The organism is Streptomyces ochraceiscleroticus (assembly GCF_000720485.1).
In the GTDB taxonomy this organism is placed as follows: domain Bacteria; phylum Actinomycetota; class Actinomycetes; order Streptomycetales; family Streptomycetaceae; genus Streptomyces; species Streptomyces ochraceiscleroticus.
In genome coordinates, this window is the sequence record NZ_JOAX01000025.1 from 157,484 (window position 1) to 183,381 (window position 25,898).

Below are 25,898 nucleotides of genomic sequence, written 5' to 3' on the forward strand. Positions count from 1 at the left end.
CCACCGGGCCGGAAGGGCCGCAAGGGCCACCCCAAGAGCCACCGCCCTGCAATTGGCCCTTTTCACCTCCCGTACACAAACGGTTCTCTAGGTGCAGCAGCACAACCACCCGCACTTAGTGAGGTCAATCGTGTCCACCACGCCCACCACGCCCCAGTCCCCGGAGACCGGAACCGCCCGCGTCAAGCGCGGCATGGCCGAGCAGCTCAAGGGCGGCGTGATCATGGACGTCGTCACGCCGGAAGAGGCGAAGATCGCCGAGGACGCCGGCGCCGTCGCGGTCATGGCCCTGGAGCGCGTCCCCGCGGACATCCGCAAGGACGGCGGCGTGGCACGGATGTCCGACCCGGACATGATCGACGGCATCATCAACGCCGTCTCCATCCCCGTCATGGCCAAGTCCCGCATCGGCCACTTCGTCGAGGCCCAGGTACTGCAGTCCCTCGGCGTCGACTACATCGACGAGTCCGAGGTCCTCACCCCGGCCGACGAGGTCAACCACTCCGACAAGTGGGCCTTCACCACCCCCTTCGTCTGCGGCGCCACCAACCTCGGTGAGGCCCTGCGCCGCATCGCCGAGGGCGCGGCCATGATCCGCTCCAAGGGCGAGGCCGGCACCGGCAACGTCGTCGAGGCCGTCCGCCACCTCCGCCAGATCAAGGGCGAGATCGCCAAGCTGCGCGGCTGCGACAACAACGAGCTGTTCGCCGCCGCCAAGGAGCTGCGCGCCCCCTACGAGCTGGTCAAGGAGGTCGCGGAGCTGGGCAAGCTGCCGGTCGTCCTCTTCTCCGCCGGTGGCGTCGCCACCCCCGCCGACGCCGCGCTCATGCGCCAGCTCGGCGCCGAGGGCGTCTTCGTCGGCTCCGGCATCTTCAAGTCCGGCGACCCGGCCAAGCGCGCCGCCGCCATCGTGAAGGCCACCACCTTCTACGACGACCCGAAGATCATCGCCGACGCCTCCCGCGACCTGGGCGAGGCCATGGTCGGCATCAACTGCGACACCCTCCCCGAGGCGGAGCGGTACGCCAACCGCGGCTGGTAAGGCACTCACATGAGCAACAGCACCCCCACCATCGGCGTGCTGGCGCTGCAGGGCGACGTACGCGAGCACCTCACGGCGCTCGCGTCCGCCGACGCCCTGGCGCGCCCGGTACGCCGCGCCGAGGAACTGGACGAACTCGACGGCCTGGTCATCCCCGGCGGCGAATCCACGACCATGTCCAAGCTGGCGGGCGTCTTCGGCATGCTGGAGCCGCTGCGCGCGTTCATCCGTGCGGGCAAGCCGGTGTACGGCACCTGCGCCGGCATGATCATGGTCGCGGAGAAGATCCTGGACGGCCGCGCCGACCAGGAGACGTTCGGCGGCATCGACATGATCGTGCGCCGTAACGCCTTCGGGCGGCAGAACGAGTCCTTCGAGGCGGCGGTCGACGTCGCCGGGATCGACGGCGGACCGGTCGAGGGCGTCTTCATCCGCGCGCCCTGGGTCGAGTCGGTCGGCGCCGAGGCCGAGGTACTGGCCGAGCACGGCGGTCACATGGTGGCCGTCCGGCAGGGTAACGTCCTCGCCACGTCCTTCCACCCGGAACTCACCGGCGACCACCGGGTCCACGCGTTCTTCGTGGACATGGTGCGTGACACGCTGTGAGCGGTGGCCGGTAGGATCTAGGCGTTCGTTTTCAGAAATTGGTTACGCGAAGGAGACAGGCGGATGTCCGGCCACTCTAAATGGGCTACGACGAAGCACAAGAAGGCCGTGATCGATGCCAAGCGCGGCAAGCTCTTCGCGAAGCTGATCAAGAACATCGAGGTCGCGGCGCGCATGGGCGGCGTGGACATCGAGGGCAACCCGACGCTGTACGACGCCATCCAGAAGGCGAAGAAGCAGTCGGTCCCGAACAAGAACATCGACTCCGCGGTCAAGCGCGGCGGCGGCCTGGAGGCCGGCGGCGCCGACTACGAGACGATCATGTACGAGGGTTACGGCCCGAACGGTGTCGCGGTGCTCATCGAGTGCCTCACCGACAACCGCAACCGTGCCGCCTCGGACGTGCGCGTCGCCATGACCCGCAACGGCGGCTCGATGGCCGACCCGGGTTCGGTGTCCTACCTGTTCAACCGCAAGGGCGTCGTCATCGTCCCCAAGGGCGAGCTCTCCGAGGACGACGTGCTGGCCGCGGTCCTGGACGCGGGCGCCGAGGAGGTCAACGACCTCGGTGAGTCCTTCGAGGTGCTCAGCGAGGCCACCGACGTGGTCGCGGTCCGCACCGCGCTCCAGGAGGCCGGCATCGACTACGACTCGGCCGACACCAACTTCGTCCCGACCATGCAGGTCGAGCTGGACGAAGAGGGCGCGAAGAAGATCTTCAAGCTGATCGACGCGCTGGAGGACAGCGACGACGTCCAGAACGTCTTCGCCAACTTCGACGTGTCGGACGAGGTCATGGCCAAGGTCGACGCCTGAGCCCCACTTTGCGGCTGATGACGGGTCGGCAGGGAACATCCCTGCCGGCCCGTCTCGCGTTCGTGTGTCGCCGGTACACCCGTTGTCAGTGGCACCCGATACTGTGCTGAGCAGGGGATCTCCGGCCCCCATGGTGGGGATGGAGGGACGAAACGGTACGGCGCCGGGTGGTGACAGCGCGGCATGAGGGGAGGGGGACACCCGTGAAGGTGCTCGGTGTTGACCCGGGGTTGACGCGCTGCGGCGTCGGCGTGGTCGAGGGCGTGGCCGGGCGGCCGCTGACGATGGCGGGTGTCGGTGTGGTCCGCACCCCCGCCGACGCGGACATCGCGCACCGCCTCGTGCTCATCGAGCGCGGCATCGACGAGTGGCTCGATGCGCACAAGCCCGAGTACGTCGCCGTGGAGCGCGTGTTCAGCCAGCACAACGTCCGTACGGTCATGGGTACGGCCCAGGCCAGCGCGGTCGCCATGCTGTGCGCGGCCCGCCGCGGGCTGCCCGTCGCGCTGCACACCCCCAGTGAGGTCAAGGCCGCCGTCACCGGCTCGGGCCGCGCCGACAAGGCGCAGGTCGGGGCCATGGTGACGCGGCTGCTGCGGCTGGACGCACCACCGAAGCCGGCCGACGCCGCGGACGCGCTCGCGCTCGCCATCTGTCACATCTGGCGCGCGCCCGCCGTGAACCGCCTTCAGCAGGCTCACGCCGCCAACCGCCTCCAGCAGGCCCAGGCCGCGGCCCGGCGCACCCCGGCCGCCGCGCGCCCCGTCGGCACGCCCCGCACCCCCGCTCCCGTACGTACAAACCAGCGCACCCCGAAGGGCACGTCATGATCGCCTTCGTCTCCGGCCCGGTCGCGGCCCTGGCTCCCGACGCCGCCGTCGTGGAGGTGGGCGGTATCGGCATGGCCGTCCAGTGCACCCCCAACACGTTGTCCGGGCTGCGCATGGGCGAGCAGACGAAGCTCGCCACCTCCCTCGTCGTACGGGAGGACAGCCTCACGCTGTACGGCTTCGCGGACGACGACGAGCGGCAGACCTTCGAGCTGCTGCAGACCGCGAGCGGTGTCGGCCCGCGGCTCGCGCAGGCGATGCTCGCGGTGCACAGCCCGGATGCGCTGCGCCGCGCGGTCGCGTCCGGCGACGAGAAGGCGCTGACCGCCGTGCCCGGCATCGGCAAGAAGGGCGCGCAGAAGCTGCTGCTGGAGCTGAAGGACCGGCTCGGTGAGCCGGTCGGCAGCGCCGGGCCCGCGGTCGGCAGCCCGGTCACGGCCGCCTGGCGCGACCAGTTGCACGCCGCGCTGATCGGCCTCGGGTATGCGACCCGGGAGGCCGACGAGGCGGTGGGCGCGGTCGCCCCGCAGGCCGAGGCGGCCGTGGCCGAGGGCGGTACGCCGCAGGTCTCGCAGCTCCTGAAGGCGGCGCTGCAGTCCCTGAACCGGGCCCGCTGACCGGGCGCCGGCCCGGGCACCCCTACGATCCGGCTCTCCACCCACCGACGACGCGAGGCAGTACGCAGTGAACTGGGACGACAGCACCGACACCGCGGACGGACAGGACCCCGGCCTGCCGCCGGGCGGCGCCGACCGGCTGGTGGGCGCGGACGCCGACGGCGAGGACACGGCCGTCGAGGCCGCGCTGCGCCCGAAGGACCTGGAGGAGTTCGTCGGCCAGGAGCGGGTGCGCGAGCAGCTCGACCTGGTGCTGCGGGCCGCGCGGGCGCGCGGCGCCACCGCCGACCACGTGCTGCTCTCCGGCGCCCCGGGGCTCGGCAAGACCACGCTCTCGATGATCATCGCGGCGGAGATGGGCGCCCCGATCCGCATCACCTCCGGCCCGGCGATCCAGCACGCCGGCGATCTCGCCGCGATCCTCTCCTCGCTCCAGGAGGGCGAGGTGCTTTTCCTGGACGAGATTCACCGGATGTCGCGGCCCGCCGAGGAAATGCTCTATATGGCGATGGAGGATTTCCGGGTCGATGTGATTGTGGGAAAGGGGCCGGGCGCCACCGCCATTCCGCTGGAACTTCCGCCGTTCACGCTGGTCGGCGCGACGACTCGGGCCGGACTGCTGCCGCCGCCGCTGCGCGACCGGTTCGGATTCACCGGGCACATGGAGTTCTACGCGCCGAATGAGCTGGAGCGGGTCATCCACCGCTCGGCGGGACTGCTCGATGTCGACATAGAGACCGAGGGGGCCGCCGAGATCGCCGGGCGGTCGCGCGGTACGCCCCGTATCGCCAACCGCCTCTTGCGCCGCGTACGGGACTACGCCCAGGTCAAGGCGGACGGCCTGATCACGCGCGAGATCGCGGCGCAGGCGCTGGACGTGTACGAGGTGGACGGGCGCGGCCTGGACCGGCTGGACCGCGCGGTGCTCACGGCGCTGCTCAAGCTGTTCAGCGGCGGCCCGGTGGGCCTGTCGACCCTGGCGGTGGCCGTGGGGGAGGAGCGTGAGACGGTCGAGGAGGTCGCGGAGCCGTTCCTCGTACGTGAGGGTCTGCTCGCGCGTACGCCCCGTGGCCGCATTGCCACGCCCGCCGCATGGGCGCATCTGGGGCTGGTGCCACCGCAGCAGATGACGGGCGGAAACGGACAGCAGGGGCTGTTCGGGACGTGACGGCGAGGGGACTCGCCGGGTCAGGAACTGCGGTGCCATCCTGGGCGTTGTTCCACTGGTGCGGACTCGCTTAGACTCCGCCGATGCCGTCCATATGGTGCGGCATACCCACCCCCGTATATCAGGCCGCGGGTCCGCGGTCGTGCGAAGGAAATTCCGTCCCGTGAATATCGTGACTCTCCTCCCGTTCATCGTGCTCATCGGGGCCATGTTCCTGATGACCCGCTCTGCCAAGAAGAAGCAGCAGGCGGCCGCCCAGATGCGGAACGAAATGCAGCCCGGCACCGGCGTCCGCACGATCGGAGGCATGTACGCCACCGTCAAGGAGATCCACGACGACGCGGTCCTCCTCGAGGTGGCGCCGGGCGTCCACGCGCTCTACGCGAAGAACGCCATCGGCGCCGTGCTGCCCGACGACGAGTACAACCGCATCATCGACGGTGCCGAGCAGGGCTCCGTCGTGCCGGACGACCTGTCCTCCCTGACCGGCGCCTCGACCGTCAACGACGGCGACGACGACACCACCGGTAAGGGTGACGTCGTCGAGAAGATCGACCTGGGCAAGGAAGCCCCCGCCGAGAAGTCCGCGGACAAGGCTGACGAGCCGAAGGCCGAGGAGCCGAAGGCCGACGAGACCCCGGCCGCGGACGCCGACGCCGAGGCCGCCGAGGCGAAGGACGCGAAGAAGGACGGCGGCGCCGACGCGAAGTAGGCGCGTACTTTCACGGAACCGCGGTGCACCGGGAGCGGCGCCCGCGGTTCCGGGACCGTCTAGGCTCCGGCGGGGGCACGTCCCCACAAGACTTCGTGGCCGTCCGGCACTGACCTGACTCGGGCGGTTGGACAGGGAGATACGAGAAGGTGGCAGCACCGAACAAGGGCCGAAGGTCGCCGGCGGCCCAGAGCAGGCCGGGGCGCGCCCTGGTCCTGATCTTGGTCGTCATCGCGGCGCTGGTCGGGGGGATGTTCTACTCCGGCACCATGACGCCGCGACTGGGCATCGACCTCGCGGGCGGTACGAGCTTCACGCTGGCGGCACAGAACCAGCCGGGCAAGCCCAACGCGATCAACGAGACCAACATGAAGACCGCCGCGGGCATCATCGAGCGGCGTGTCAACGGTCTCGGCGTCTCCGAGGCCGAGGTCCAGACGCAGGGCACCAACCACATCATCGTGAACATCCCCAAGGGGACGGACGCGAAGCAGGCCCGTCAGCAGGTCGGTACCACCGCCCAGCTCGGCTTCCGTACGGTGCTGACCGCGGCGGCCGGCGCGAAGACGCCCACGCCGGGCGCTTCCAAGAGCCCGAAGGCCGGCAGCGGCGAGAAGGAGAAGCAGGGCGGCGCCAGTGCTTCGGCCACCCCCTCCGGCAGCCCGAGCCCGCAGGGCCGCGCCGTCAGCGACGCGCTCAAGAAGGACGACGCCCCGTCGCCCTCCGGGAAGCCCACCGGTTCCCCCAGCGCGCCCCCGGTCCAGCAGCCGCCCGCGGGTGCCGACATCCCCGCCGCGCTGCAGAAGAAGCTCGCGGCTCTGGACTGCTCCACCAAGGAGAGCCGTTCCGCCGCGGCCGAGCGGGCCGCCCGCGCCAAGCCCAGCGACTCGATCGTGGCCTGCGAGGACGACGGCAAGACGAAGTACGTGCTCGGCCCGGTCAAGGTCGAGGGCACGGACGTGGACGACGCCAAGGCCAGCTTCGACCAGCAGGGCGGCCAGGGCTGGCTCGTCCAGATGAACTTCACCTCCGCCGGCGGCAAGAAGTTCGCCGACGTGACGGGTGACATCGCCACCAAGACCCCGCCGCAGAACCAGTTCGCGATCACCCTGGACGGTGAGGTCGTCTCGGCCCCGCAGGTGAGCAGCGCGATCGCGGGCGGCAACGCCCAGATCACCGGCGGCTTCACCCAGCAGTCCGCCGAGGACCTGGCGAACATGCTGTCCTACGGTGCGCTGCCGCTCTCCTTCAAGATCGCGGACGAGACCACCGTCACCGCGGCCCTGGGCGGCGAGCAGCTCAACGCGGGCCTGATCGCCGGCGCCATCGGCCTCTTTCTGGTCGTGATCTACCTGGTCGCGTACTACCGCGGCCTGTCCCTGGTCGCGCTGGCGAGCCTCGTGGTCTCGGCGGTCCTGACGTACACGATCATGACGTTGCTCGGCCCGGCCATAGGGTTCGCGCTGAACCTCCCGGCCGTCTGCGGTGCGATCGTCGCGATCGGTATTACGGCCGACTCGTTCATCGTGTACTTCGAACGGATCCGGGACGAGATCCGCGAGGGCCGTACGCTGCGGCCCTCCGTCGAGCGGGCCTGGCCGCGCGCCCGGCGCACGATCCTGGTCTCCGACTTCGTGTCGTTCCTGGCCGCCGCCGTGCTCTTCATCGTCACCGTCGGCAAGGTCCAGGGCTTCGCGTTCACGCTCGGCCTCACGACCCTGCTGGACGTCGTGGTGGTCTTCTTCTTCACCAAGCCGCTGATGACGCTGCTGGCCAAGCGGAAGTTCTTCCACTCGGGCCACCCGTGGTCGGGTCTGGACCCCACGCGTCTCGGCGCGAAGCCGCCGCTGCGCCGCGGCCGGCGCACCTCCGCCCCCATCGAGACGAAGGAGGCGTGAGATGTCCAAGCTCGGCAACATCGGCGCCCGGCTGTACCGAGGTGAGGTCGGCTACGACTTCATCGGCAAGCGCAAGATCTGGTACGCCGTTTCGATCCTGATCACCATCACGGCGATCGTGGGCCTCGGGGTACGCGGCCTGAACATGGGCATCGAGTTCTCCGGCGGCGCGGTCTTCACGACCCCGAAGACCTCCGTCTCCGCGACTCAGGCCCAGCACGACGCCGAGGCCGCTTCCGGCGGCCACGCGGCCACGGTCCAGAAGCTCGGCAACGGCGGTCTGCGGATCCAGATCAGCGAGCTGGACACCAAGGAGTCCGTGCCGGTCCAGGAGAAGCTGGCCAAGGACCTGGACGTCCCGGTCGAGGACGTCAACACCCAGCTGGTCGGCCCCAGCTGGGGCGAGGAGATCGCGAACAAGGCGTGGCTGGGCCTGGGGATCTTCATGGTCCTCGTGGTGCTCTACCTCGCCATCGCCTTCGAGTGGCGGATGGCCCTGGCGGCCCTGATCGCGCTGATCCACGACCTCACGATCACGGTCGGTGTGTACGCGCTGGTCGGCTTCGAGGTCACGCCCGGCACGGTCATCGGCCTGCTGACCATCCTCGGTTACTCGCTGTACGACACGGTCGTGGTCTTCGACAGCCTCAAGGAGGCGTCCCGGGGCATCACGAAGCAGTCGCGCTACACCTACGGAGAGATCGCCAACCGGTCGATCAACTCCACGCTGGTGCGGTCGATCAACACCACGGTCGTGGCGCTGCTGCCGGTGGCGGGCCTGCTCTTCGTGGGCGGCGGCTTCCTGGGCGCGGGCATGCTGAACGACATCTCGCTGGCCCTGTTCGTGGGCCTCGCGGCCGGTGCGTACAGCTCGATCTTCATCGCCACCCCGCTGGTCGCCGACCTCAAGGGGCGCGAGCCGCAGATGCAGGCGCTGGCCCGGCGGGTCCGCGCCAAGCGTTCCTCTGCCGCCGCCAAGGGCGACTCCGCCGAGGCGACGGCCGAGGGCGCGGCTGAGTCCGGCGAGGAGCCGCAGGACGGCGCCCCGGCGGCGGCGGGCAGCTCGGCGGCCGGCCCGCGCAGCCAGCCCGCGTCGCGTACCCGCGGCCGCGGCCGTCCGTCGGGCAAGCGCCGATGAGCGCCCCCGCGGAGCTGCGCGAGCTCCTGCTCAGCAAGATCGCGGACGTACCGGACTACCCGCAGGCGGGGGTCGTCTTCAAGGACATCACCCCGCTGCTGGCCGATCCGGACGCGTTCGGCAAGCTGACCGACGCGCTGGCCGGGGTCTGCCAGGAGTTCGGCGCGACGAAGATCGTGGCGCTGGAGGCCCGCGGGTTCATCCTCGCGGCCCCGGTCGCGGTGAAGGCCGGCGTCGGCTTCGTGCCCGTACGGAAGGCCGGCAAGCTGCCCGGCGCGACGCTCGGCCAGAGTTACGCGCTGGAGTACGGCCACGCCACGATCGAGATCCACGCCGACGCGCTGGCCCCGGGGGACCGGGTGCTGGTGATCGACGACGTACTGGCCACGGGCGGTACGGCCGAAGCCTCGCTGACCCTGATCCGCCGCTCCGGCGCCGAGGTCGCGGGCGTGGCGGTCCTGCTGGAGCTGGGCTTCCTCGACGGCCGGGAGAAGCTGGCGGCGGGGCTCGACGGGGCGCCGCTGGAGGCGCTGATCACGGTCTGAAACCGCGGCGGACGGGCGCCGGACGCCTGGCGTACCGCCCCGTCCACCGCTCGAAAGCCAAGCAAAGTACAGGTAAAAGGGCATCCGGCATAAATGCGGGTGCCCTTTTGCTGTGACCACAGGAGGGTCGGCCCGCGGGCGAGCCGGGGCGGCCGGCATGGATACCATGGCAGCCCGGCCACTTCGTGGACCGGTGGTCCGGCACCGCTCTTTTCCGCCCGTTCACCGGCGGGAAAGGTCCCAGCGAGGAGTTGCTCTTGCCAGACGAGGCCCAGCCGCTCTCCCCCCGCACGCCGGGGGGCAGCCCCGCCGCGCGCCCGGACGACCGTCCCGCGGGCGGCGCCGCGGAAGCGCCGAAGAACGGCGGGAAGGAAGCGCCGGCGGGGCCCGTCCCGGCGGTTTCCGGGCCTGCCGCCACGGCGCCCAAGCACACCCCGCCGTCGGCCCCCAAGCCGCTGCCGCCCGGCCACACCGGCCACACCGGCCAGCCCGGCGGCCGCTCCGGCTCCTCCAACCGCGTCCGCGCCCGCCTGGCCCGCCTCGGCGTGCAGCGCCAGAGCCCGTACAACCCGGTCCTGGAGCCGCTGCTGCGGATCGTGCGCAGCAACGACCCCAAGATCGAGACGGCCACGCTGCGCCAGGTCGAGCGGGCCTACCAGGTCGCCGAGCGCTGGCACCGCGGCCAGAAGCGCAAGAGCGGCGACCCGTACATCACGCATCCGCTCGCGGTGACGACGATCCTCGCGGAGCTGGGCATGGACCCGGCGACACTGATGGCCGGGCTGCTGCACGACACCGTCGAGGACACCGAGTACGGCCTGGACACCCTGCGCCGGGACTTCGGTGACCAGGTCGCGCTGCTGGTCGACGGCGTCACCAAGCTGGACAAGGTCAAGTTCGGCGAGGCCGCGCAGGCCGAGACCGTGCGCAAGATGGTCGTGGCGATGGCCAAGGACCCCCGGGTCCTGGTGATCAAGCTCGCCGACCGGCTGCACAACATGCGCACGATGCGCTACCTCAAGCGGGAGAAGCAGGAGAAGAAGGCCCGCGAGACGCTGGAGATCTACGCCCCGCTGGCGCACCGGCTGGGCATGAACACCATCAAGTGGGAGCTGGAGGACCTCGCCTTCGCGATCCTCTACCCCAAGATGTACGACGAGATCGTCCGGCTGGTCGCCGAGCGGGCGCCCAAGCGCGACGAATACCTCGCCATAGTCACCGACGAGGTCCAGGCCGACCTGCGCTCCGCGCGCATCAAGGCCACCGTCACGGGGCGGCCCAAGCACTACTACAGCGTCTACCAGAAGATGATCGTCCGCGGGCGCGACTTCGCGGAGATCTACGACCTGGTGGGCATCCGCGTCCTCGTCGACACGGTCCGTGACTGTTACGCGGCGCTGGGCACGGTGCACGCGCGGTGGAATCCGGTCCCCGGCCGGTTCAAGGACTACATCGCGATGCCCAAGTTCAACATGTACCAGTCGCTGCACACGACGGTCATCGGGCCCAACGGCAAGCCGGTCGAGCTGCAGATCCGCACCTTCGACATGCACCGCCGCGCCGAGTACGGCATCGCCGCGCACTGGAAGTACAAGCAGGAGGCCGTGGCCGGCGCCTCCAAGATCCGTACCGACGTGCCCCGGGGCAAGGCCGGCAAGGACGACGCGGTCAACGACATGGCGTGGCTGCGGCAGTTGCTGGACTGGCAGAAGGAGACGGAGGACCCGGGCGAGTTCCTGGAGTCGCTGCGCTTCGACCTCTCCCGCAATGAAGTCTTCGTCTTCACGCCCAAGGGCGATGTCATAGCGCTGCCGGCCGGTGCGACACCCGTGGACTTCGCGTACGCGGTGCACACCGAGGTCGGCCACCGCACGATAGGCGCGCGTGTCAACGGCCGCCTCGTACCGCTGGAATCGACGCTGGACAACGGCGATCTGGTGGAGGTCTTCACCTCCAAGGCGCCGGGCGCCGGGCCGTCCCGGGACTGGCTGGGCTTCGTCAAGTCCCCGCGGGCCCGCAACAAGATCCGCGCATGGTTCTCCAAGGAGCGCCGCGACGAGGCGATCGAGCAGGGCAAGGACGCCATCGCACGGGCCATGCGCAAGCAGAACCTGCCGATCCAGCGCATCCTGACCGGCGACTCGCTCGTGACGCTCGCCCACGAGATGCGGTACCCGGACATCTCCTCGCTGTACGCGGCGATCGGCGAGGGCCATGTCACCGCGCAGTCCGTCGTGCAGAAGCTGGTGCAGGCGCTCGGCGGGCAGGACGAGGCCACCGAGGACATCGCCGAGTCCACGCCGATCCGCCGCTCCAAGCGGCGCTCCAGCGCGGACCCGGGCGTGGTCGTCAAGGGCGTCGAGGACGTCTGGGTCAAGCTGGCCCGCTGCTGTACGCCGGTGCCGGGCGACCCGATCATCGGCTTCGTGACCCGCGGCTCCGGCGTATCGGTTCACCGCGCGGACTGCGTGAACGTCGACTCGCTGTCCAAGCAGCCCGAGCGGATCCTCGAAGTCGAGTGGGCGCCGACCCAGTCCTCGGTCTTCCTGGTCGCCATCCAGGTCGAGGCGCTGGACCGTTCGCGCCTGCTGTCGGACGTCACACGGGTCCTGTCCGACCAGCACGTCAACATCCTGTCCGCGGCCGTGCAGACCTCCCGCGACCGGGTGGCCACCTCCCGCTTCACCTTCGAGATGGGCGACCCCAAGCACCTCGGGCACGTCCTGAAGGCGGTACGGGGCGTGGAGGGCGTGTACGACGTGTACCGCGTGACGTCGGCCCGGCGGCCCAACTAGCGCCGCAAGCACACGAGGAGGGCCCCGGTATCGGAGTACCGGGGCCCTCCTCGTGCGTGCACTTCTCAGCCGCCGAACTCCTGGAGGCCCTTCTGGGCCTGGTCCAGCAGGGCCTGGCGGCCCTCCAGCTCGCGGGCGAGCTTGTCGGCCTTGGCGTCGTTACCGGCCGCCCGGGCCGTGTCGATCTGCTTCTGGAGCTTGTCGACGGCGTCCTGGAGCTGGCCGGTCAGCCCCGCGGCACGCGCCCGCGCCTCGGGGTTGGTCCGCCGCCACTCGGCCTCCTCGGCCTCCTGGATGGCGCGCTCGACGGCGTGCATCCGGCCCTCGATCTTCGGGCGGGCGTCCCGCGGCACATGGCCGATGGCCTCCCACCGCTCGTTGATCGAACGGAACGCGGCCCGCGCGGCCTTGAGGTCCGAGACCGGGAGCAGCTTCTCGGCCTCGACGACCAGCTCCTCCTTGCGGGTGAGGTTCTCCCGCTGCTCGGCGTCCCGCTCCGCGAAGACCTCGCTGCGGGCCTGGAAGAAGACGTCCTGGGCGCCGCGGAAGCGGTTCCACAGGTCGTCCTCGTGCTCGCGCTGGGCGCGGCCCGCGGCCTTCCACTCCTGCATCAGCTCGCGGTACCGGGCCGCCGTCGGGCCCCAGTCCGTCGAGCCGGAGAGCGCCTCGGCGTCCGCGACCAGCTTCTCCTTGATCTGCCTGGCCTGCTCGCGCTGCGCGTCCAGCGACGCGAAGTGCGCCTTGCGCCGCTTGGAGAACGCGGAGCGGGCGTGCGAGAAGCGGTGCCACAGCTCGTCGTCGGACTTGCGGTCCAGCCGCGGCAGCCCCTTCCACGTGTCGACCAGGGCACGCAGCCGCTCGCCGGCCGCCCGCCACTGCTCGCTCGCCGCCAGCTCCTCGGCCTCGGCGACCAGCTTCTCCTTGGCCGTCCTGGCCTCGTCCGCCTGCCGCGCCTTGGCCGCCTTGCGCTCCTCGCGGCGGGCCTCGACCGTCTGGACGAGCGCGTCCAGCCGCTTCCGCAGGGCGTCGAGGTCGCCCACCGCGTGGTGCTCGTCGACCTGCTGGCGCAGGTGGTCGATCGCGGTCATGGCGTCCTTGGCCGACAGGTCGGTGGTCCTGACCCGCCGCTCGAGGAGGCCGATCTCGACGACCAGGCCCTCATACTTGCGCTCGAAGTAGGCGAGGGCCTCGTCGGGCGATCCCGCCTGCCACGATCCGACGACCTTCTCACCGTCGGCGGTACGCACGTACACGGTCCCCGTCTCGTCGACGCGGCCCCATGGGTCGCTGCTCACAGCGCCTCCTCCACATGATGCCGGCGGGACACCGGGGTCCCGGGCATCGTCCACAGTTTCTGTCCGGCGGGACCGCGCCCCGGCCGGTCCGACGGACTGTTCTTGCGGGTGAGGGTGGCAGCCGTCGGAGCAGGCACCCTACCCAACGCCAATCTAGGCGACCGGCGGCCCGGCTGTCCGCATCCCGCACGACCGAAATTCCGTGGTCCCGGCGCGGACGGCCGGGATACATCAGGACTTGGTGACGCGGGCGCGGTCGATGACGACGGTGGCGTTGGGGGCGGTGTTCTGCGTCTGCGGGTCGGTCGTGAACCCGGCCTTCGCGATCTTCTTCAGGACGTCCATGCCCTGCGTGATCGTCCCGAACGGCGTGTAGTTGGGCGGCAGCTTGCTGTCCTGGAAGACCAGGAAGAACTGGCTGCCGCCGGTGTCCCGGGTCTTCTCGCTCTGCCCGTCGTAGCGATTGGCCATCGCGACCGTGCCCGCCGGATAGACGCCGCCCTTGAGCCGCGGGTCCTTCAGGTTCTCGTCCGGAATCGTGTAGCCCGGGGTGCCCTGGCCGGTACCGGTCGGGTCGCCGCACTGCAGGACGTGGAGGCCGTCGTCGACCAGGCGGTGGCACTTGCTGTGGTCGAAATAGCCCTGTTCCGCCAGGAAATTGAACGAGTTGACCGTGTGCGGGGCCTTCTTCGCGTCCAGCTTCAGGGCGAGGTCGCCGCAGGTGGTGGAGAGCTTCGCGGTGTACGAAGCGGACGTGTCCACCGTCAGCTTCGGCTCCTTCTTCCACTGCTTCTTCGACGGCTCGCCCTTGGCGGGCGTACCGCACGGGTCCGTGGGCTGCTCCGCCGCCGCGTTCTTGCTGTCGCCGCCGACCAGCCCCGCCGACGCGTACACGGCCGCGCCCGCGGCGAGCACCACCGCGAGCACCGACGCGATGATCACGTTGCGGCGCTTGGCCTTCCGCCGGGCGGCCGTCCGCCGCTGGAGCTGACGCTCGTACTTCTGGCGCGCGAGCTGCTTGCGCCGCTGATCCCCCTTGACCACCAGGCCGTCTCCTTGGTCCGCATGATCTGCCGTGGCCCGTACCGTATACGGGTTCGCTCCGGCGGGAGTCCCGCCGGTAGGCTCTGAACAGCAGAGATCTTGCAGCATGTTTCTGTGAGATCCGCCAGGGCCGCAGCCAGGGCCTGCCAGGATCTGTCCGCCGGACGATTGATGAGGACGAACGTGCTGATTGCCGGGTTCCCCGCCGGGGCCTGGGGCACCAATTGCTACTTGGTCGCCCCCGCCGCGGGTGAGGAGTGCGTGATCATCGACCCCGGCCACCAGGCCGCCGACGGTGTCGCGGAAGCGGTGAAGAAGCATCGCCTCAAGCCCGTCGCCGTCGTCCTCACCCACGGCCACATCGACCACGTCGCCTCGGTGGTGCCGGTCTGCGGCGCGCACGACGTCCCCGCCTGGATCCACCCCGAGGACCGCTACATGATGAGCGACCCGGAGAAGGCGCTGGGCCGGTCGATCGGACAGCCGCTGATGGGCGAGCTGACGGTGGGAGAGCCGGATGACGTCAAGGAGCTGGCGGACGGCGGGAAGCTTGCGCTTGCCGGGATGGAGTTCGCCGTCTCCCATGCGCCGGGCCATACCAAGGGGTCGGTGACCTTCAGGATGCCCGAGCAGGCCGACATTCCGCCGGTCTTCTTCTCGGGTGACCTGCTCTTCGCCGGCTCCATCGGACGCACCGACCTGCCCGGCGGCGACCACGCCGAGATCCTCCGGTCGCTGGAGCGCGTATGCCTCCCGCTGGACGACTCGACCGTGGTGCTGTCCGGCCACGGCCCCCAGACCACCATCGGCCAGGAGCGCGCCACCAATCCCTTCCTGCGGGAGGTGGCCGCCGGCCTCGGAACGGGCCCCCAGAGCCCGGCTCCGCGACGAGGAATGTGACGAAAGCTTCCGTGAGCACCTTCAAGGCCCCCAAGGGCACCTACGACCTGATCCCGCCGCAGTCCGCGACCTACCTCGCGGTCCGTGACGCGATCTCCGGACCCCTCAAGCGCTCCGGCTACGGCTACATCGAGACGCCTGGCTTCGAGAACGTCGAGCTGTTCGCGCGCGGCGTCGGCGAGTCCACCGACATCGTCACCAAGGAGATGTACGCCTTCGAGACCAAGGGCGGCGACAAGCTCGCGCTGCGCCCCGAGGGCACCGCGTCCGTGCTGCGCGCCGCGCTGGAGGCCAACCTCCACAAGGCCGGCAACCTCCCGGTCAAGCTCTGGTACTCCGGCTCGTACTACCGCTACGAGCGCCCGCAGAAGGGCCGCTACCGGCACTTCTCGCAGGTCGGCGCGGAGGCCATCGGCGCCGAGGACCCGGCGCTGGACGCCGAGCTGATCATCCTGGCGAACGACGCCTACCGCTCGCTGGGCCTGCGGAACTTCCGCATCCTGCTCAACAGCCTCGGCGACAAGGAGTGCCGCCCCGCCTACCGGGCCGCGCTGCAGGACTTCCTGCGCGCCCTGGACCTGGACGAGGACACCCGCCGCCGGATCGAGATCAACCCGCTGCGGGTGCTCGACGACAAGCGCGCGGACGTGCAGAAGCAGCTCGTCGGCGCGCCGCTGCTGCGCGACCACCTCTGCGAGAACTGCAAGGCGTACCACGAGCAGGTCCGCGAGCTGCTGACCGCGGCGGGCGTGGCGTACGAGGACGACCCCAAGCTGGTCCGCGGCCTGGACTACTACACCCGTACCACCTTCGAGTTCGTCCACGACGGGCTGGGCTCGCAGTCCGCGGTGGGCGGCGGCGGCCGGTACGACGGCCTGTCCGAGATGATCGGCGGCCCCGCGCTGCCGTCGGTGGGCTGGGCGCTCGGCGTGGACCGTACGGTCCTGGCGCTGGAGGCCGAGGGCGTGGAGCTGGAGATTCCCGCCAGTACCGCGGTCTTCGCGGTGCCGCTGGGCGAGGAGGCCCGCCGGGTGCTCTTCGGCACGGTCACCGAGCTGCGCAGGGCCGGTCTCGCGACCGACTTCGCGTACGGCGGCAAGGGCCTGAAGAACGCCATGAAGTCCGCGAACCGCTCCGGTGCGCGGCTCGCGATCGTCGCGGGCGAGCGGGACCTGGCCGAGGGCGTGGTCCAGCTCAAGGACCTGGAGAGCGGCGATCAGTCGCCGGTCGCGCTGGACGGAATCGTGGCTGCCGTCCAGGCGAAGCTGAGCTGAAACCCGTAGGACTTTCGTGCGAAGGGGTCCGGTGGCCTGATGGCCGCCGGGCCCTTCGTCATGGGCCACAAGCCACTTCCGGTGCGGTCGGCTTTATGCCCTTCGAACGGTGCCCGGTGCACCCCTTGCGGCACAATGTGAGGCTCCAACGGGCGGTTACACGACGGGATCGACGGAACGGCGATATGACGACGACTACGCTTGATGACGTGTCCACCACCGACCATGGCCGTACGGATGGCGACGGCACCATCGGAGCGGGTCGCCCCTTCGCGCTGCTCCTGGTGATCACCGGCGCGCTCGGCCTCCTCGCGGCCTGGGTCATCACCCTCGACAAGTTCAAGCTGCTCGAGGACCCGAACTTCAAGCCGGCCTGCAGCATCAACCCGATCATTTCCTGCGGCAACATCATGAAGAGCGCGCAGGCCGAGGTCTTCGGCTTCCCGAACCCGATGGCCGGGCTCGTCGGCTTCGGCGTCGTCATCGCCATCGGCATGGCCGTGCTCGCCGGCGCCCGCTTCAAGGCGTGGTACTGGATCGGCCTGAACATCGGCACGCTGCTCGGCACGGTCTTCTGCATGTGGCTGATGAGCCAGTCCCTGTACGTCATCAACTCGCTGTGCCTGTGGTGCACGCTCACCTGGCTCGTGACGATCCTGATGTTCTGGTACACCACCGTGCACAACATCAAGCACCGGATCATCCCGCTGCCCACGGGCCTGCGGAACACCGTCCTGGAGTTCCACTGGGTCGTGCCGGTGCTCTGGTACGGCGTGATCGGGCTGCTGATCCTCACGAAGTGGTGGACGCAGTACTGGAGCACGCTGCTCTGAGGCGTTTCTGAGACCCCTCCGAGGCGTCTCTGAGGCGTCTTTGATCAGGCGCCCGGCCGCGTTGTCAGTGCCGTGAATTAAGGTCGAAGCGTGGAGCCCGACCTGTTCACCGCCGCTGCCGAAGACCGCCAGGAGAAGGACCCCGCGGGGTCCCCGCTCGCCGTACGGATGCGCCCGCGCACCCTGGACGAGGTGGTCGGCCAGCAGCATCTGCTCAAGCCCGGGTCGCCGCTGCGGCGGCTGGTGGGCGAGGGGGAGGGCGGTCCGGCCGGGCCCTCCTCGGTGTTCCTGTGGGGCCCGCCCGGCATCGGCAAGACCACCCTCGCGTACGTCGTCAGCCAGGCGACCAACAAGCGCTTCGTGGAGCTCTCCGCGATCACCGCGGGGGTGAAGGAGGTGCGGTCCGTCATCGACGGCGCCCGCCGCGCCTCCGGCGGGTACGGAAAAGAGACCGTCCTCTTCCTGGACGAGATCCACCGCTTCAGCAAGGCCCAGCAGGACTCCCTGCTCCCGGCGGTGGAGAACCGCTGGGTGACCCTCATCGCGGCGACCACGGAGAACCCGTACTTCTCGGTGATCTCCCCGCTGCTCTCCCGCTCGCTGCTGCTGACGCTGGAGCCGCTGACCGACGACGATCTGCGCGGGCTGCTGAAGCGCGCGCTGACCGATGCGCGCGGGCTCGCGGGCGCGGTGACGCTGCCCGAGGACACCGAGGCACATCTGCTGCGCATCGCGGGCGGCGACGCGCGCCGGGCGCTGACGGCCCTGGAGGCCGGTGCCGGGTCCGCGATCTCCAAGGGCGAGAAGGAGATCAGCCTCCAGACCCTGGAGGAGTCCGTCGACCGGGCGGCGGTGAAGTACGACCGGGCCGGTGACCAGCACTATGACGTGGCGAGCGCGCTGATCAAGTCCATCCGCGGCTCGGACGTGGACGCCGCGCTGCACTATCTGGCGCGCATGATCGAGGCGGGCGAGGACCCGCGGTTCATCGCCCGGCGGCTGATGATCTCCGCGAGCGAGGACATCGGGCTGGCCGACCCGACCGCGCTGCAGACCGCGGTGGCCGCCGCGCAGGCCGTCGCGATGATCGGCTTCCCCGAGGCCCGGATCACGCTGAGCCAGGCGACGATCGCGCTGGCCCTCGCGCCCAAGTCGAACGCGGCGTACATGGCGATCGACGCGGCCCTCGCCGACGTCCGCGCGGGCCTGGCGGGCCCCGTGCCGACGCATCTGCGCGACTCGCACTACAAGGGCGCGGAGAAGCTCGGCCACGGCAAGGGCTACCAGTACCCGCACGACCTCCCCGGCGGCATCGCGGCGCAGCAGTACGCGCCGGACGAGGTGCACGGCAAGCGGTACTACACCCCGACGCGGTACGGCTCGGAGGCGCGGTACTACGACGTGGTGGAGCGGGTGCGCAGCAGGCTGGCGGGGGAGGCGGGGCCGTCGGGGGAGTGAGACGGGCGCGGAAGCGGCCGTTCCGGCGCCGCACGGCAGGGCCCTGTCGAACGGGGGCCGCTCACGAGATATCTTGATGTCGAGCAATGTTGCAGACGTGGAGCGGAGCACCGGTGACTGACTCGACCATCATCTATACGCACACCGACGAGGCCCCGGCCCTGGCGACGTATTCGTTCCTGCCGGTGATCGAGGCCTACGCCTCGACGGCCGGTGTCGCCGTCGAGAGCCGTGACATCTCGCTGGCGGGCCGGATCATCGCCAGCTTCCCCGAGCGTCTTCGGGAGGACCAGCGCATCGACGACGCGCTCGCCGAGCTCGGTGAGCTGGCGAAGACGCCCGAGGCGAACATCATCAAGCTGCCGAACATCTCGGCCTCGATCCCGCAGCTCAAGGCCGCGATCGCCGAGCTGCAGGAGCAGGGCTACGCCCTCCCGGACTACCCGGACGACCCGAAGACCGACGAGGAGCGCGACATCCGCGCCCGGTACGACAAGGTCAAGGGCAGCGCCGTCAACCCGGTCCTGCGCGAGGGCAACTCCGACCGCCGCGCCCCCGCGTCGGTCAAGAACTACGCCAAGGCCAACCCGCACCGCATGGGTGCCTGGTCCGCCGACTCCAAGACCAACGTCGCGCACATGACCGGCGACGACTTCCGCTCCACCGAGAAGTCGGTCGTCATCGCCGAGGACGGCACGCTGCGCATCGAGCTGGTCGGTGACGACGGCTCGACCACGGTGCTGCGCGAGTCGGTGCCGGTGCTGGCGGGCGAGGTCGTGGACGCCTCCGTCATGCGCGTCGGCGCGCTGCGCGAGTTCCTCAAGGAGCAGGTCGCCCGCGCCAAGGCCGAGGGCGTGCTGTTCTCGGTGCACCTCAAGGCCACGATGATGAAGGTCTCCGACCCGATCATCTTCGGTCACGTCGTGCGCGCCTTCTTCCCGAAGACCTTCGCGAAGTACGCGGACGCGCTCGCCGGCGCCGGCCTGACCCCGAACGACGGCCTCGGCGGCATCTGGAAGGGCCTGGAGGCGCTGCCCCAGGGCGAGGAGATCAAGGCGTCCTTCGACGCCGAGCTCGCCGAGGGCCCGGACCTGGCGATGGTCGACTCGCACCGCGGCATCACCAACCTGCACGTCCCGAGCGACGTCATCGTCGACGCCTCCATGCCGGCCATGATCCGCACCTCGGGCCACATGTGGAACAAGGACGACCAGGAGCAGGACACCCTCGCGGTCATCCCGGACAGCAGCTACGCCGGCATCTACCAGGCCGTCATCGACGACTGCAAGGCGAACGGCGCGTACGACCCCTCCACCATGGGCTCGGTGCCGAACGTCGGTCTGATGGCGCAGAAGGCCGAGGAGTACGGCAGCCACGACAAGACCTTCGAGGTGCCCGCCACCGGCACCGTGCGGGTCGTCGACGGCAACGGCACCGCGCTGCTGGAGCAGACGGTCAGCGCCGGCGACATCTTCCGCGCCTGCCAGACCAAGGACATCCCGATCCGCGACTGGGTCAAGCTGGCCGTCACCCGCGCCCGCGCGACCGGCGACCCGGCCGTGTTCTGGCTGGACGAGGGCCGCGCGCACGACGCGAACCTCATCGCCAAGGTCAAGCAGTACCTCCCGGAGCACGACACCGAGGGCCTGCAGATCGAGATCATGTCCCCGTTCGAGGCGACCAAGTTCTCCGTGGAGCGCATCCGCCGCGGCGAGAACACGATCTCCGTCACCGGCAACGTGCTGCGTGACTACCTCACCGACCTGTTCCCGATCCTGGAGCTCGGCACGAGCGCCAAGATGCTCTCGGTCGTGCCGCTCATCAACGGCGGTGGCCTCTTCGAGACCGGCGCCGGCGGCTCCGCGCCCAAGCACGTCCAGCAGCTCGTCAAGGAGAACTACCTGCGCTGGGACAGCCTGGGTGAGTTCCTCGCGCTCGCGGTGAGCTTCGAGCACCTCGCGCAGAAGACGGGCAACGCGCGCGCCCAGGTGCTCGCCGACACCCTCGACCGCGCGACCGGCACCTTCCTCGCGGAGAACAAGTCGCCCAGCCGCAAGCTCGGCGGCATCGACAACCGCGGCAGCCACTTCTACCTGGCCCTGTACTGGGCGCAGGAGCTGGCCAAGCAGACCGAGGACGCCAAGCTGGCCGAGGCGTTCGCGGAGCTGGCCAAGACGCTGGCCGAGCAGGAGCAGACGATCGTCGACGAGCTGGTCGCCGTTCAGGGCAAGCCCGTCGACATCGGCGGCTACTACCAGCCCGAGGTGGCCAAGGCCGCGGCCGTCATGCGGCCGTCCGCCACGCTGAACAAGGCGCTCGCCTCGCTCAGCGCCTGACGCAGGCCCGGCGGGCAGCCGCCCGCAGGCGAACCGCCCCTCCCGGCACGATGCCGGGAGGGGCGGTCCCGTTTGCGGAGGGCGGCGCGTGCTCCGGGGCGGCGGCCGGCGGCGCGTGCCCGGGGCCGGCCGGGGCAGGCGCCGTCGCCGGCTCTCACGCCGCCGCGTCGAAGAGGTGGTGCATCGCCCGCCGCAGCTCCATCAGGTCACGCACGGGCTCGGGGAAGTCGAAACGGGCGTCGAAGACCTGGTGGCCGGGGTCGGCGAAGCGGACCCGCAGCCCGAAGCGGTCCAGCGCCACCGGTACGACCGTGCCGCGCGCCGCGCACACCCGCTCGGCCCGGTCGCCGAGCAGCCCGCACAGGTCGCGCACCTGCTCGCCGTGCGAGGAGTGCAGATGCTGCAGCAGCTCGGCCTCGTGGCCCGCCACGGGGTCCGGAGCGGCCTGCGTGAATTCCTCGGGCTCGACGGAGTCCGCGCCCCACAGGTCGTCCACGGTGGCCTCGCCGACCTCCAGGCGCAGCATCATCCAGGCGCCCCGCCCGACGGTGCCGGGCAGCGGGTCGGGGCGCAGCGCCTCGCCGATGCCCAGCAGTTCGCCGACGGGGTGCCGTTCGGCGAGCAGCCGGGCTGCCTGGGCCCGGTCCTCGCCGCGTACGGGGGTGAGCCAGCCGGCGACCCAGGCGCGGCCGCGGATGCGGTGCGGTACCGAGACGGGGGCGACATCCGTGAGTTCCATCACGGCGGTGACGTCGTCGTCCTGGGCGTGTGCGGCGGCCCGGGCGGCCGCTGAATCCCCAGGAACCAGGAGTAGCACGTCTCCTGAGGCGTCGACCGTTCTGCAGGCGGGCGCGGCGAAGCCGGGTTCGTCGAGATCGTGGACTCCGGGAATGGTCAGAGACGCCATAGCATGGGAATCCACGAGGGTTCGCACACGCTCGGCGGCGGTCGGCTGCTGGGCGTCTTCCGTGGGACGCGGCTGACCCGCCTCGGTGCTCTGGCCAGCACTGGGCAGGGGGTTCCCAGGTCGATACATGCGGTCTCCTCGCGCTGCTAAGGTAAGCCTCACCTAACTTACATGGAGGTCCGTTCCACGTGAACCAGTCGCGTCCCAAGGTCAAGAAGTCCCGCGCGCTCGGCATCGCGCTGACTCCGAAGGCCGTCAAGTACTTCGAGGCCCGTCCGTACCCGCCCGGCGAGCACGGCCGTGGTCGCAAGCAGAACAGTGACTACAAGGTCCGGCTGCTGGAGAAGCAGCGGCTGCGCGCCCAGTACGACATCAGCGAGCGCCAGATGGTGCGGGCCTACGACCGTGCCCGCAAGGTCGACATGAAGACCGGCGAGGCGCTGATCATCGAGCTGGAGCGCCGCCTGGACGCGCTCGTCCTGCGCTCCGGCCTGGCCCGTACGATCTACCAGGCCCGTCAGATGGTCGTGCACGGCCACATCTCGGTGAACGACCGCAAGGTCGACAAGCCGTCCTTCCGCGTCCGCCCCGGCGACGTGGTGATGGTCCGCGAGCGCAGCCGCGAGAAGCACCCCTTCCAGGTCGCGCGCGAGGGTGGCTACGCCCCCGACGGCGAGACCCCGCGCTACCTGGAGGTCAACCTCCAGGCGCTGGCGTTCCGCCTGGACCGGGACCCCAACCGCAAGGAGATCCCGGTCATCTGCGACGAGCAGCTCGTCGTCGAGTACTACGCGCGCTGAGCGAGCAGCCCGGCAGCGCACGGCCCGCGCGCCGCTTCCGTGGCGCGCGCTGCCTCAGCCCGCCGTCTCCCCGCCGTTCGCGGCAGGGGACACGGCGGGCTCGCTGCTTTCCGGGGGCCTGCTGCCCGCCCCGCCGCGCGGCCGGGGGAGACCGCCCAGAATCCGCGCGACGGCCGCGTCCAGATCCAGCGCCCGGCCCCGCCGCGCGGCCGCCTCGTACCCCGCGTCGCCCAGTTCCCCGCGCGCCCGCCGCTCGCACAGCGCGTGCGGCTGGTTGAAGTACCGGGAGCCGAACAGCGGCGGCCCGACCGACGGCCAGATCCGCGCCGCGGCCCCCTGCAGCACCGCCGCCTCCGGCGCGTCCCCCTCGTCCAGCGTGATCAGCGCCAGCAGCTCCACCGCCAGCACCGCGCCCAGCAGATCGTGAAAGGCGTGGTTGATCAGCAGGCACTCGGTCAGCAGCCGGCGCGCGCCCGCCAGCTCCCCGCGTGTCCAGGCCGCATACGCCAGGACGTACAGCGCGTACGCCTGTGCCCACCGCTCGCCGTGATCCGCGCACACCTCCCGGACCTCGGCGCACAGCTCCTCGGCCGCCGCGAGATCGCCGCCGAAGGCCACCGCCATGGCCAGTTCGATCTGCGCCATCAGTACGTTGCTGTTCAGCTCGCCGATCTCGCGGTAGGCCGCCAGCGCCGCCCGCAGCAGCGTTTCGGCGCGCGGCATGTCGTCCCCGGTCAGCGCCAGACAGCCCAGGCGGTGCTGCGCATAGGCGGCGGCCCGCGCGTTCCCCGCGCGCTCCGCCTCCGCACGGCACTGCTCCAGCGCGAGCAGCGCACCGGCCGGGTCTCCCTGGAGCACCGCGACATAGCCGGTCACCCACAGCGCCTTCAGCCGCGCGTCCTGATGGTCGGCCGGCATCTCCAGGGACCGCTCCAGCCAGTGCCGCCCCTCCGACAGCCGGCCGCAGCCGACCCAGAAGAACCACAGCGTCCCGGCCAGGAACTGCCCCAAGTACGCCTCTTCCGGCACCTCCAGACTGTGCTCCAGCGCCAGCCGCACATTGGGCAGCTCCACGTCGAGGCGGGCCGCCACCTCGTCCTGCCGGGGCCCGAACCAGTCCAGCTCGCACCAGGTGGCCAGGCCCACGTACCAGTCGCGGTGCCGGCGCCGCAGCCGCGCGGTGTCCTCCAGCGCCGCCAGCCAGTCCGCGCCGTAGGCCCGTACCGTGTCCAGCATCCGGTAACGCACCCCGACCCGGGTTTCCTCGCGGACCACCACCGACTGCGCGACCAGCTCGGTCAGCACCTCCAGCAGCTCGTCGGCGGGCAGATCGGGCCCCGAGCAGACGTACTCGGCCGCCTCCAGGTCGAACTGCCCGGCGAACACCGAGAGCCGCGCCCACAGCAGCCGCTCCTGCGGCGTGCACAGCTCATGGCTCCAGCCGATGGCCGTGCGCAGTGTCTGGTGGCGCGGCAGGGCGTCCCGGTCGGTACCGGTCAGCAGCCGGAAGCGGTCGTCCAGCCGGCGCAGCACCTGGTCCACGGAGAGAGCGCGCAGCCGGCCGGCGGCCAGCTCCAGGGCGAGCGGGATGCCGTCGAGGCGGTGGCACAGCTCGGCGACCGCCGCGCTGTTGGCCTCGTCGACGGTGAAGTCCGGGACCACGCAGCCGGCCCGGTCGGCGAACAGTTCGCCCGCCGCCGGGTCCGGCAGCGGCAGCAGCGGATAGGTCCGCTCCCCGGGCAGGCCCAGCGGGCGCCGGCCCGCGGCCAGCACCCGCACGCCGGGCGCCCGCCGCAGGAGCTGCGCGACCAGTGGCGCGCACTCGGCAACCAGGTGCTCGTAGCCGTCCAGGACGAGGAGCAGCTCGCTGTCGGCGAGGTCGTCGCAGAGCGTCTCGCGGGCCGGGCGGCCGCTGTGGTCGGCCAGCGCCAGCGACTCGGCGACGGCGTGGTCCAGCAAGTGCGGCTCCTGCACGGCGGACAGCTCGATCAGCCACACCCCGTCGCGGAAGCGATCCGCCAGTGCCCGGCCGGCCCGCGTCGCGAGCCGGGTCTTGCCCACCCCGCCCATGCCCGTGAGCGTGACCAGCCGTGCGGCCGCCACCATTCCGGTCAGTGCGGCCAGTTCGTCCTCGCGCCCGACGAACCGGTTCAGTTCCGCGGGCAGATTGCCCGGAGCGGGCGAGCGGCGGCAGCGGTCTTGGGAAGCAGCGGGGTCCGGTCCCCGGGAGCGTCGCATGGCACACGGAGCGTACTCGGAGGTGTGCGGACCGTACAATCGCGCCGCTCTGTCCCGGGCACGTGCTCCGGCGTACCGACGCCGACCCGGAAAGCGGCCGTGGCACACGGGAACACGGTGCGGAGCGGGAGCCCCGGCGCGATAGGGTCGAAGTCTGCCGATCGAGCAGGACGAGACAAGCAGAGAACCAGTCGGAAAGTGGTGTGCGCGTGTCCGGTGGAGAGGTGGCCGGGATCCTCGTGGCCGTCTTCTGGGCGATCCTCGTGTCGTTCCTCGCCCTCGTGCTGGTGAGGCTCGCGCAGACGCTCAAGGCGACCACCAAGATGGTCTCCGAGGTGTCCGAGAAGGCCGTGCCGCTGCTCGCCGACGCCTCCGCGACCGTCCGCTCCGCGCACACGCAGCTCGCCCGCGTCGACGCAATCACCTCCGACGTCCAGGAGGTCACGGCCAACGCGTCCGCGCTCTCCTCGACCGTCTCCTCCGCCTTCGGCGGCCCGCTGGTCAAGGTCGCGGCGTTCGGCTACGGCGTCCGCCGCGCGCTCGGCAAGAAGGGCGCGCCCGAGCCCGAGCACACCGTCGTCGTCGGCCGCACCCTGCCCGCCGCCCGCCGGAGCGGGCGCCGCACCCGTCGCTCCAAGGACTGATC

The 25,898-nt window shown here is 70.7% G+C and carries 22 protein-coding genes; 18 read left to right on the plus strand and 4 right to left on the minus strand.

The features are described 5' to 3' along the window. Nucleotides 1–130: 130 nt before the first annotated feature. The 11 genes from pdxS to IG84_RS0128105 all read left to right on the plus strand — a co-directional run bounded on the left by pdxS (nucleotide 131) and on the right by IG84_RS0128105 (nucleotide 12,167). Nucleotides 131–1,042, plus strand: a complete 912-nt coding sequence (gene pdxS, locus IG84_RS0128055; protein ID WP_031062806.1) for a pyridoxal 5'-phosphate synthase lyase subunit PdxS — start codon at nucleotides 131–133, stop codon at nucleotides 1,040–1,042. 9 nt (nucleotides 1,043–1,051) lie between these two features. After that, nucleotides 1,052–1,648, plus strand: coding sequence for a pyridoxal 5'-phosphate synthase glutaminase subunit PdxT (pdxT, locus tag IG84_RS0128060; RefSeq protein ID WP_031062808.1), 597 nt, complete (start codon nucleotides 1,052–1,054; stop codon nucleotides 1,646–1,648). A gap of 63 nt (nucleotides 1,649–1,711) precedes the next feature. Further along, a complete protein-coding gene (locus IG84_RS0128065; RefSeq protein ID WP_031062810.1) occupies nucleotides 1,712–2,464 on the plus strand; it encodes a YebC/PmpR family DNA-binding transcriptional regulator in 753 nt (250 codons plus the stop codon). A gap of 203 nt (nucleotides 2,465–2,667) precedes the next feature. Further along, nucleotides 2,668–3,294, plus strand: a complete 627-nt coding sequence (gene ruvC / locus IG84_RS0128070; protein WP_037800939.1) for a crossover junction endodeoxyribonuclease RuvC — start codon at nucleotides 2,668–2,670, stop codon at nucleotides 3,292–3,294. Next, on the plus strand, nucleotides 3,291–3,911 hold the full coding sequence (gene ruvA / locus IG84_RS0128075) for a Holliday junction branch migration protein RuvA (RefSeq protein ID WP_031062814.1): 621 nt from the start codon (nucleotides 3,291–3,293) through the stop codon (nucleotides 3,909–3,911). The genes ruvC and ruvA overlap by 4 nt, the downstream gene beginning before the upstream one ends. Nucleotides 3,912–3,978: 67 nt before the next feature. Beyond that, nucleotides 3,979–5,079, plus strand: a complete 1,101-nt coding sequence (ruvB, locus tag IG84_RS0128080; RefSeq protein ID WP_031062816.1) for a Holliday junction branch migration DNA helicase RuvB — start codon at nucleotides 3,979–3,981, stop codon at nucleotides 5,077–5,079. Between the two features lie 163 nt (nucleotides 5,080–5,242). Further along, the gene (gene yajC / locus IG84_RS0128085; RefSeq protein ID WP_031062817.1) at nucleotides 5,243–5,791 is read left to right on the plus strand and encodes a preprotein translocase subunit YajC; all 549 of its coding nucleotides are present in this window, start codon (nucleotides 5,243–5,245) and stop codon (nucleotides 5,789–5,791) included. Nucleotides 5,792–5,940: 149 nt separating this feature from the next. Next, complete coding sequence (gene secD, locus IG84_RS0128090; RefSeq protein WP_031062820.1) at nucleotides 5,941–7,689, plus strand: protein translocase subunit SecD; 1,749 nt, start codon at nucleotides 5,941–5,943, stop codon at nucleotides 7,687–7,689. Between the two features lies 1 nt (nucleotide 7,690). Beyond that, a complete protein-coding gene (secF, locus tag IG84_RS0128095; RefSeq protein WP_031062822.1) occupies nucleotides 7,691–8,827 on the plus strand; it encodes a protein translocase subunit SecF in 1,137 nt (378 codons plus the stop codon). Further along, nucleotides 8,824–9,372, plus strand: a complete 549-nt coding sequence (locus IG84_RS0128100; RefSeq protein WP_031062824.1) for an adenine phosphoribosyltransferase — start codon at nucleotides 8,824–8,826, stop codon at nucleotides 9,370–9,372. Before secF ends, IG84_RS0128100 begins: the two co-directional genes overlap by 4 nt. Before the next feature lie 257 nt (nucleotides 9,373–9,629). Then, nucleotides 9,630–12,167: a RelA/SpoT family protein gene (locus IG84_RS0128105; RefSeq protein ID WP_031062826.1), complete on the plus strand. Its 2,538-nt coding sequence runs from the start codon at nucleotides 9,630–9,632 to the stop codon at nucleotides 12,165–12,167. 65 nt (nucleotides 12,168–12,232) lie between these two features. Here the strand turns inward: IG84_RS0128105 and IG84_RS0128110 are convergent, their stop codons facing one another. Continuing rightward, nucleotides 12,233–13,462 carry a DUF349 domain-containing protein gene (locus IG84_RS0128110; RefSeq protein ID WP_030251657.1) on the minus strand — a complete coding sequence of 410 codons (1,230 nt, stop codon included), beginning with the start codon at nucleotides 13,460–13,462 and terminating at the stop codon, nucleotides 12,233–12,235. Nucleotides 13,463–13,693: 231 nt separating this feature from the next. After that, a complete protein-coding gene (locus tag IG84_RS0128115) occupies nucleotides 13,694–14,506 on the minus strand; it encodes a peptidylprolyl isomerase (protein WP_031062828.1) in 813 nt (270 codons plus the stop codon). Between the two features lie 183 nt (nucleotides 14,507–14,689). Here IG84_RS0128115 and IG84_RS0128120 point away from each other — a divergent pair, with 183 nt between their 5' ends. From IG84_RS0128120 to IG84_RS0128140, 5 genes are all read left to right on the plus strand, one after another. Then, nucleotides 14,690–15,406 carry an MBL fold metallo-hydrolase gene (locus IG84_RS0128120; RefSeq protein WP_031062830.1) on the plus strand — a complete coding sequence of 239 codons (717 nt, stop codon included), beginning with the start codon at nucleotides 14,690–14,692 and terminating at the stop codon, nucleotides 15,404–15,406. An 11-nt stretch (nucleotides 15,407–15,417) separates the two neighbouring features. Next, nucleotides 15,418–16,680: a histidine--tRNA ligase gene (gene hisS, locus IG84_RS0128125; protein WP_031062831.1), complete on the plus strand. Its 1,263-nt coding sequence runs from the start codon at nucleotides 15,418–15,420 to the stop codon at nucleotides 16,678–16,680. Nucleotides 16,681–16,865: 185 nt separating this feature from the next. Next, nucleotides 16,866–17,513, plus strand: coding sequence for a vitamin K epoxide reductase family protein (locus IG84_RS0128130; RefSeq protein ID WP_031062832.1), 648 nt, complete (start codon nucleotides 16,866–16,868; stop codon nucleotides 17,511–17,513). A 90-nt stretch (nucleotides 17,514–17,603) separates the two neighbouring features. After that, nucleotides 17,604–18,971: a replication-associated recombination protein A gene (locus tag IG84_RS0128135; RefSeq protein WP_031062833.1), complete on the plus strand. Its 1,368-nt coding sequence runs from the start codon at nucleotides 17,604–17,606 to the stop codon at nucleotides 18,969–18,971. A gap of 113 nt (nucleotides 18,972–19,084) precedes the next feature. Next, entirely contained in the window at nucleotides 19,085–21,307 is a 2,223-nt protein-coding gene (locus IG84_RS0128140) for an NADP-dependent isocitrate dehydrogenase (RefSeq protein ID WP_031062834.1), read from the plus strand. Nucleotides 21,308–21,461: 154 nt separating this feature from the next. On the opposite strand, the gene IG84_RS0128145 is transcribed toward IG84_RS0128140, so the two are convergent. Beyond that, a complete protein-coding gene (locus tag IG84_RS0128145) occupies nucleotides 21,462–22,214 on the minus strand; it encodes a DUF2470 domain-containing protein (protein WP_031062835.1) in 753 nt (250 codons plus the stop codon). A gap of 188 nt (nucleotides 22,215–22,402) precedes the next feature. On the opposite strand from IG84_RS0128145, the gene rpsD reads away from it, so the two are divergent. Then, nucleotides 22,403–23,014 carry a 30S ribosomal protein S4 gene (rpsD, locus tag IG84_RS0128150; RefSeq protein WP_031062836.1) on the plus strand — a complete coding sequence of 204 codons (612 nt, stop codon included), beginning with the start codon at nucleotides 22,403–22,405 and terminating at the stop codon, nucleotides 23,012–23,014. 54 nt (nucleotides 23,015–23,068) lie between these two features. Here the strand turns inward: rpsD and IG84_RS0128155 are convergent, their stop codons facing one another. Further along, nucleotides 23,069–25,252 carry an ATP-binding protein gene (locus IG84_RS0128155; RefSeq protein WP_031062837.1) on the minus strand — a complete coding sequence of 728 codons (2,184 nt, stop codon included), beginning with the start codon at nucleotides 25,250–25,252 and terminating at the stop codon, nucleotides 23,069–23,071. A 209-nt stretch (nucleotides 25,253–25,461) separates the two neighbouring features. On the opposite strand from IG84_RS0128155, the gene IG84_RS0128160 reads away from it, so the two are divergent. Then, nucleotides 25,462–25,896, plus strand: a complete 435-nt coding sequence (locus tag IG84_RS0128160) for a DUF948 domain-containing protein (RefSeq protein ID WP_245654280.1) — start codon at nucleotides 25,462–25,464, stop codon at nucleotides 25,894–25,896. Nucleotides 25,897–25,898: the final 2 nt, after the last annotated feature.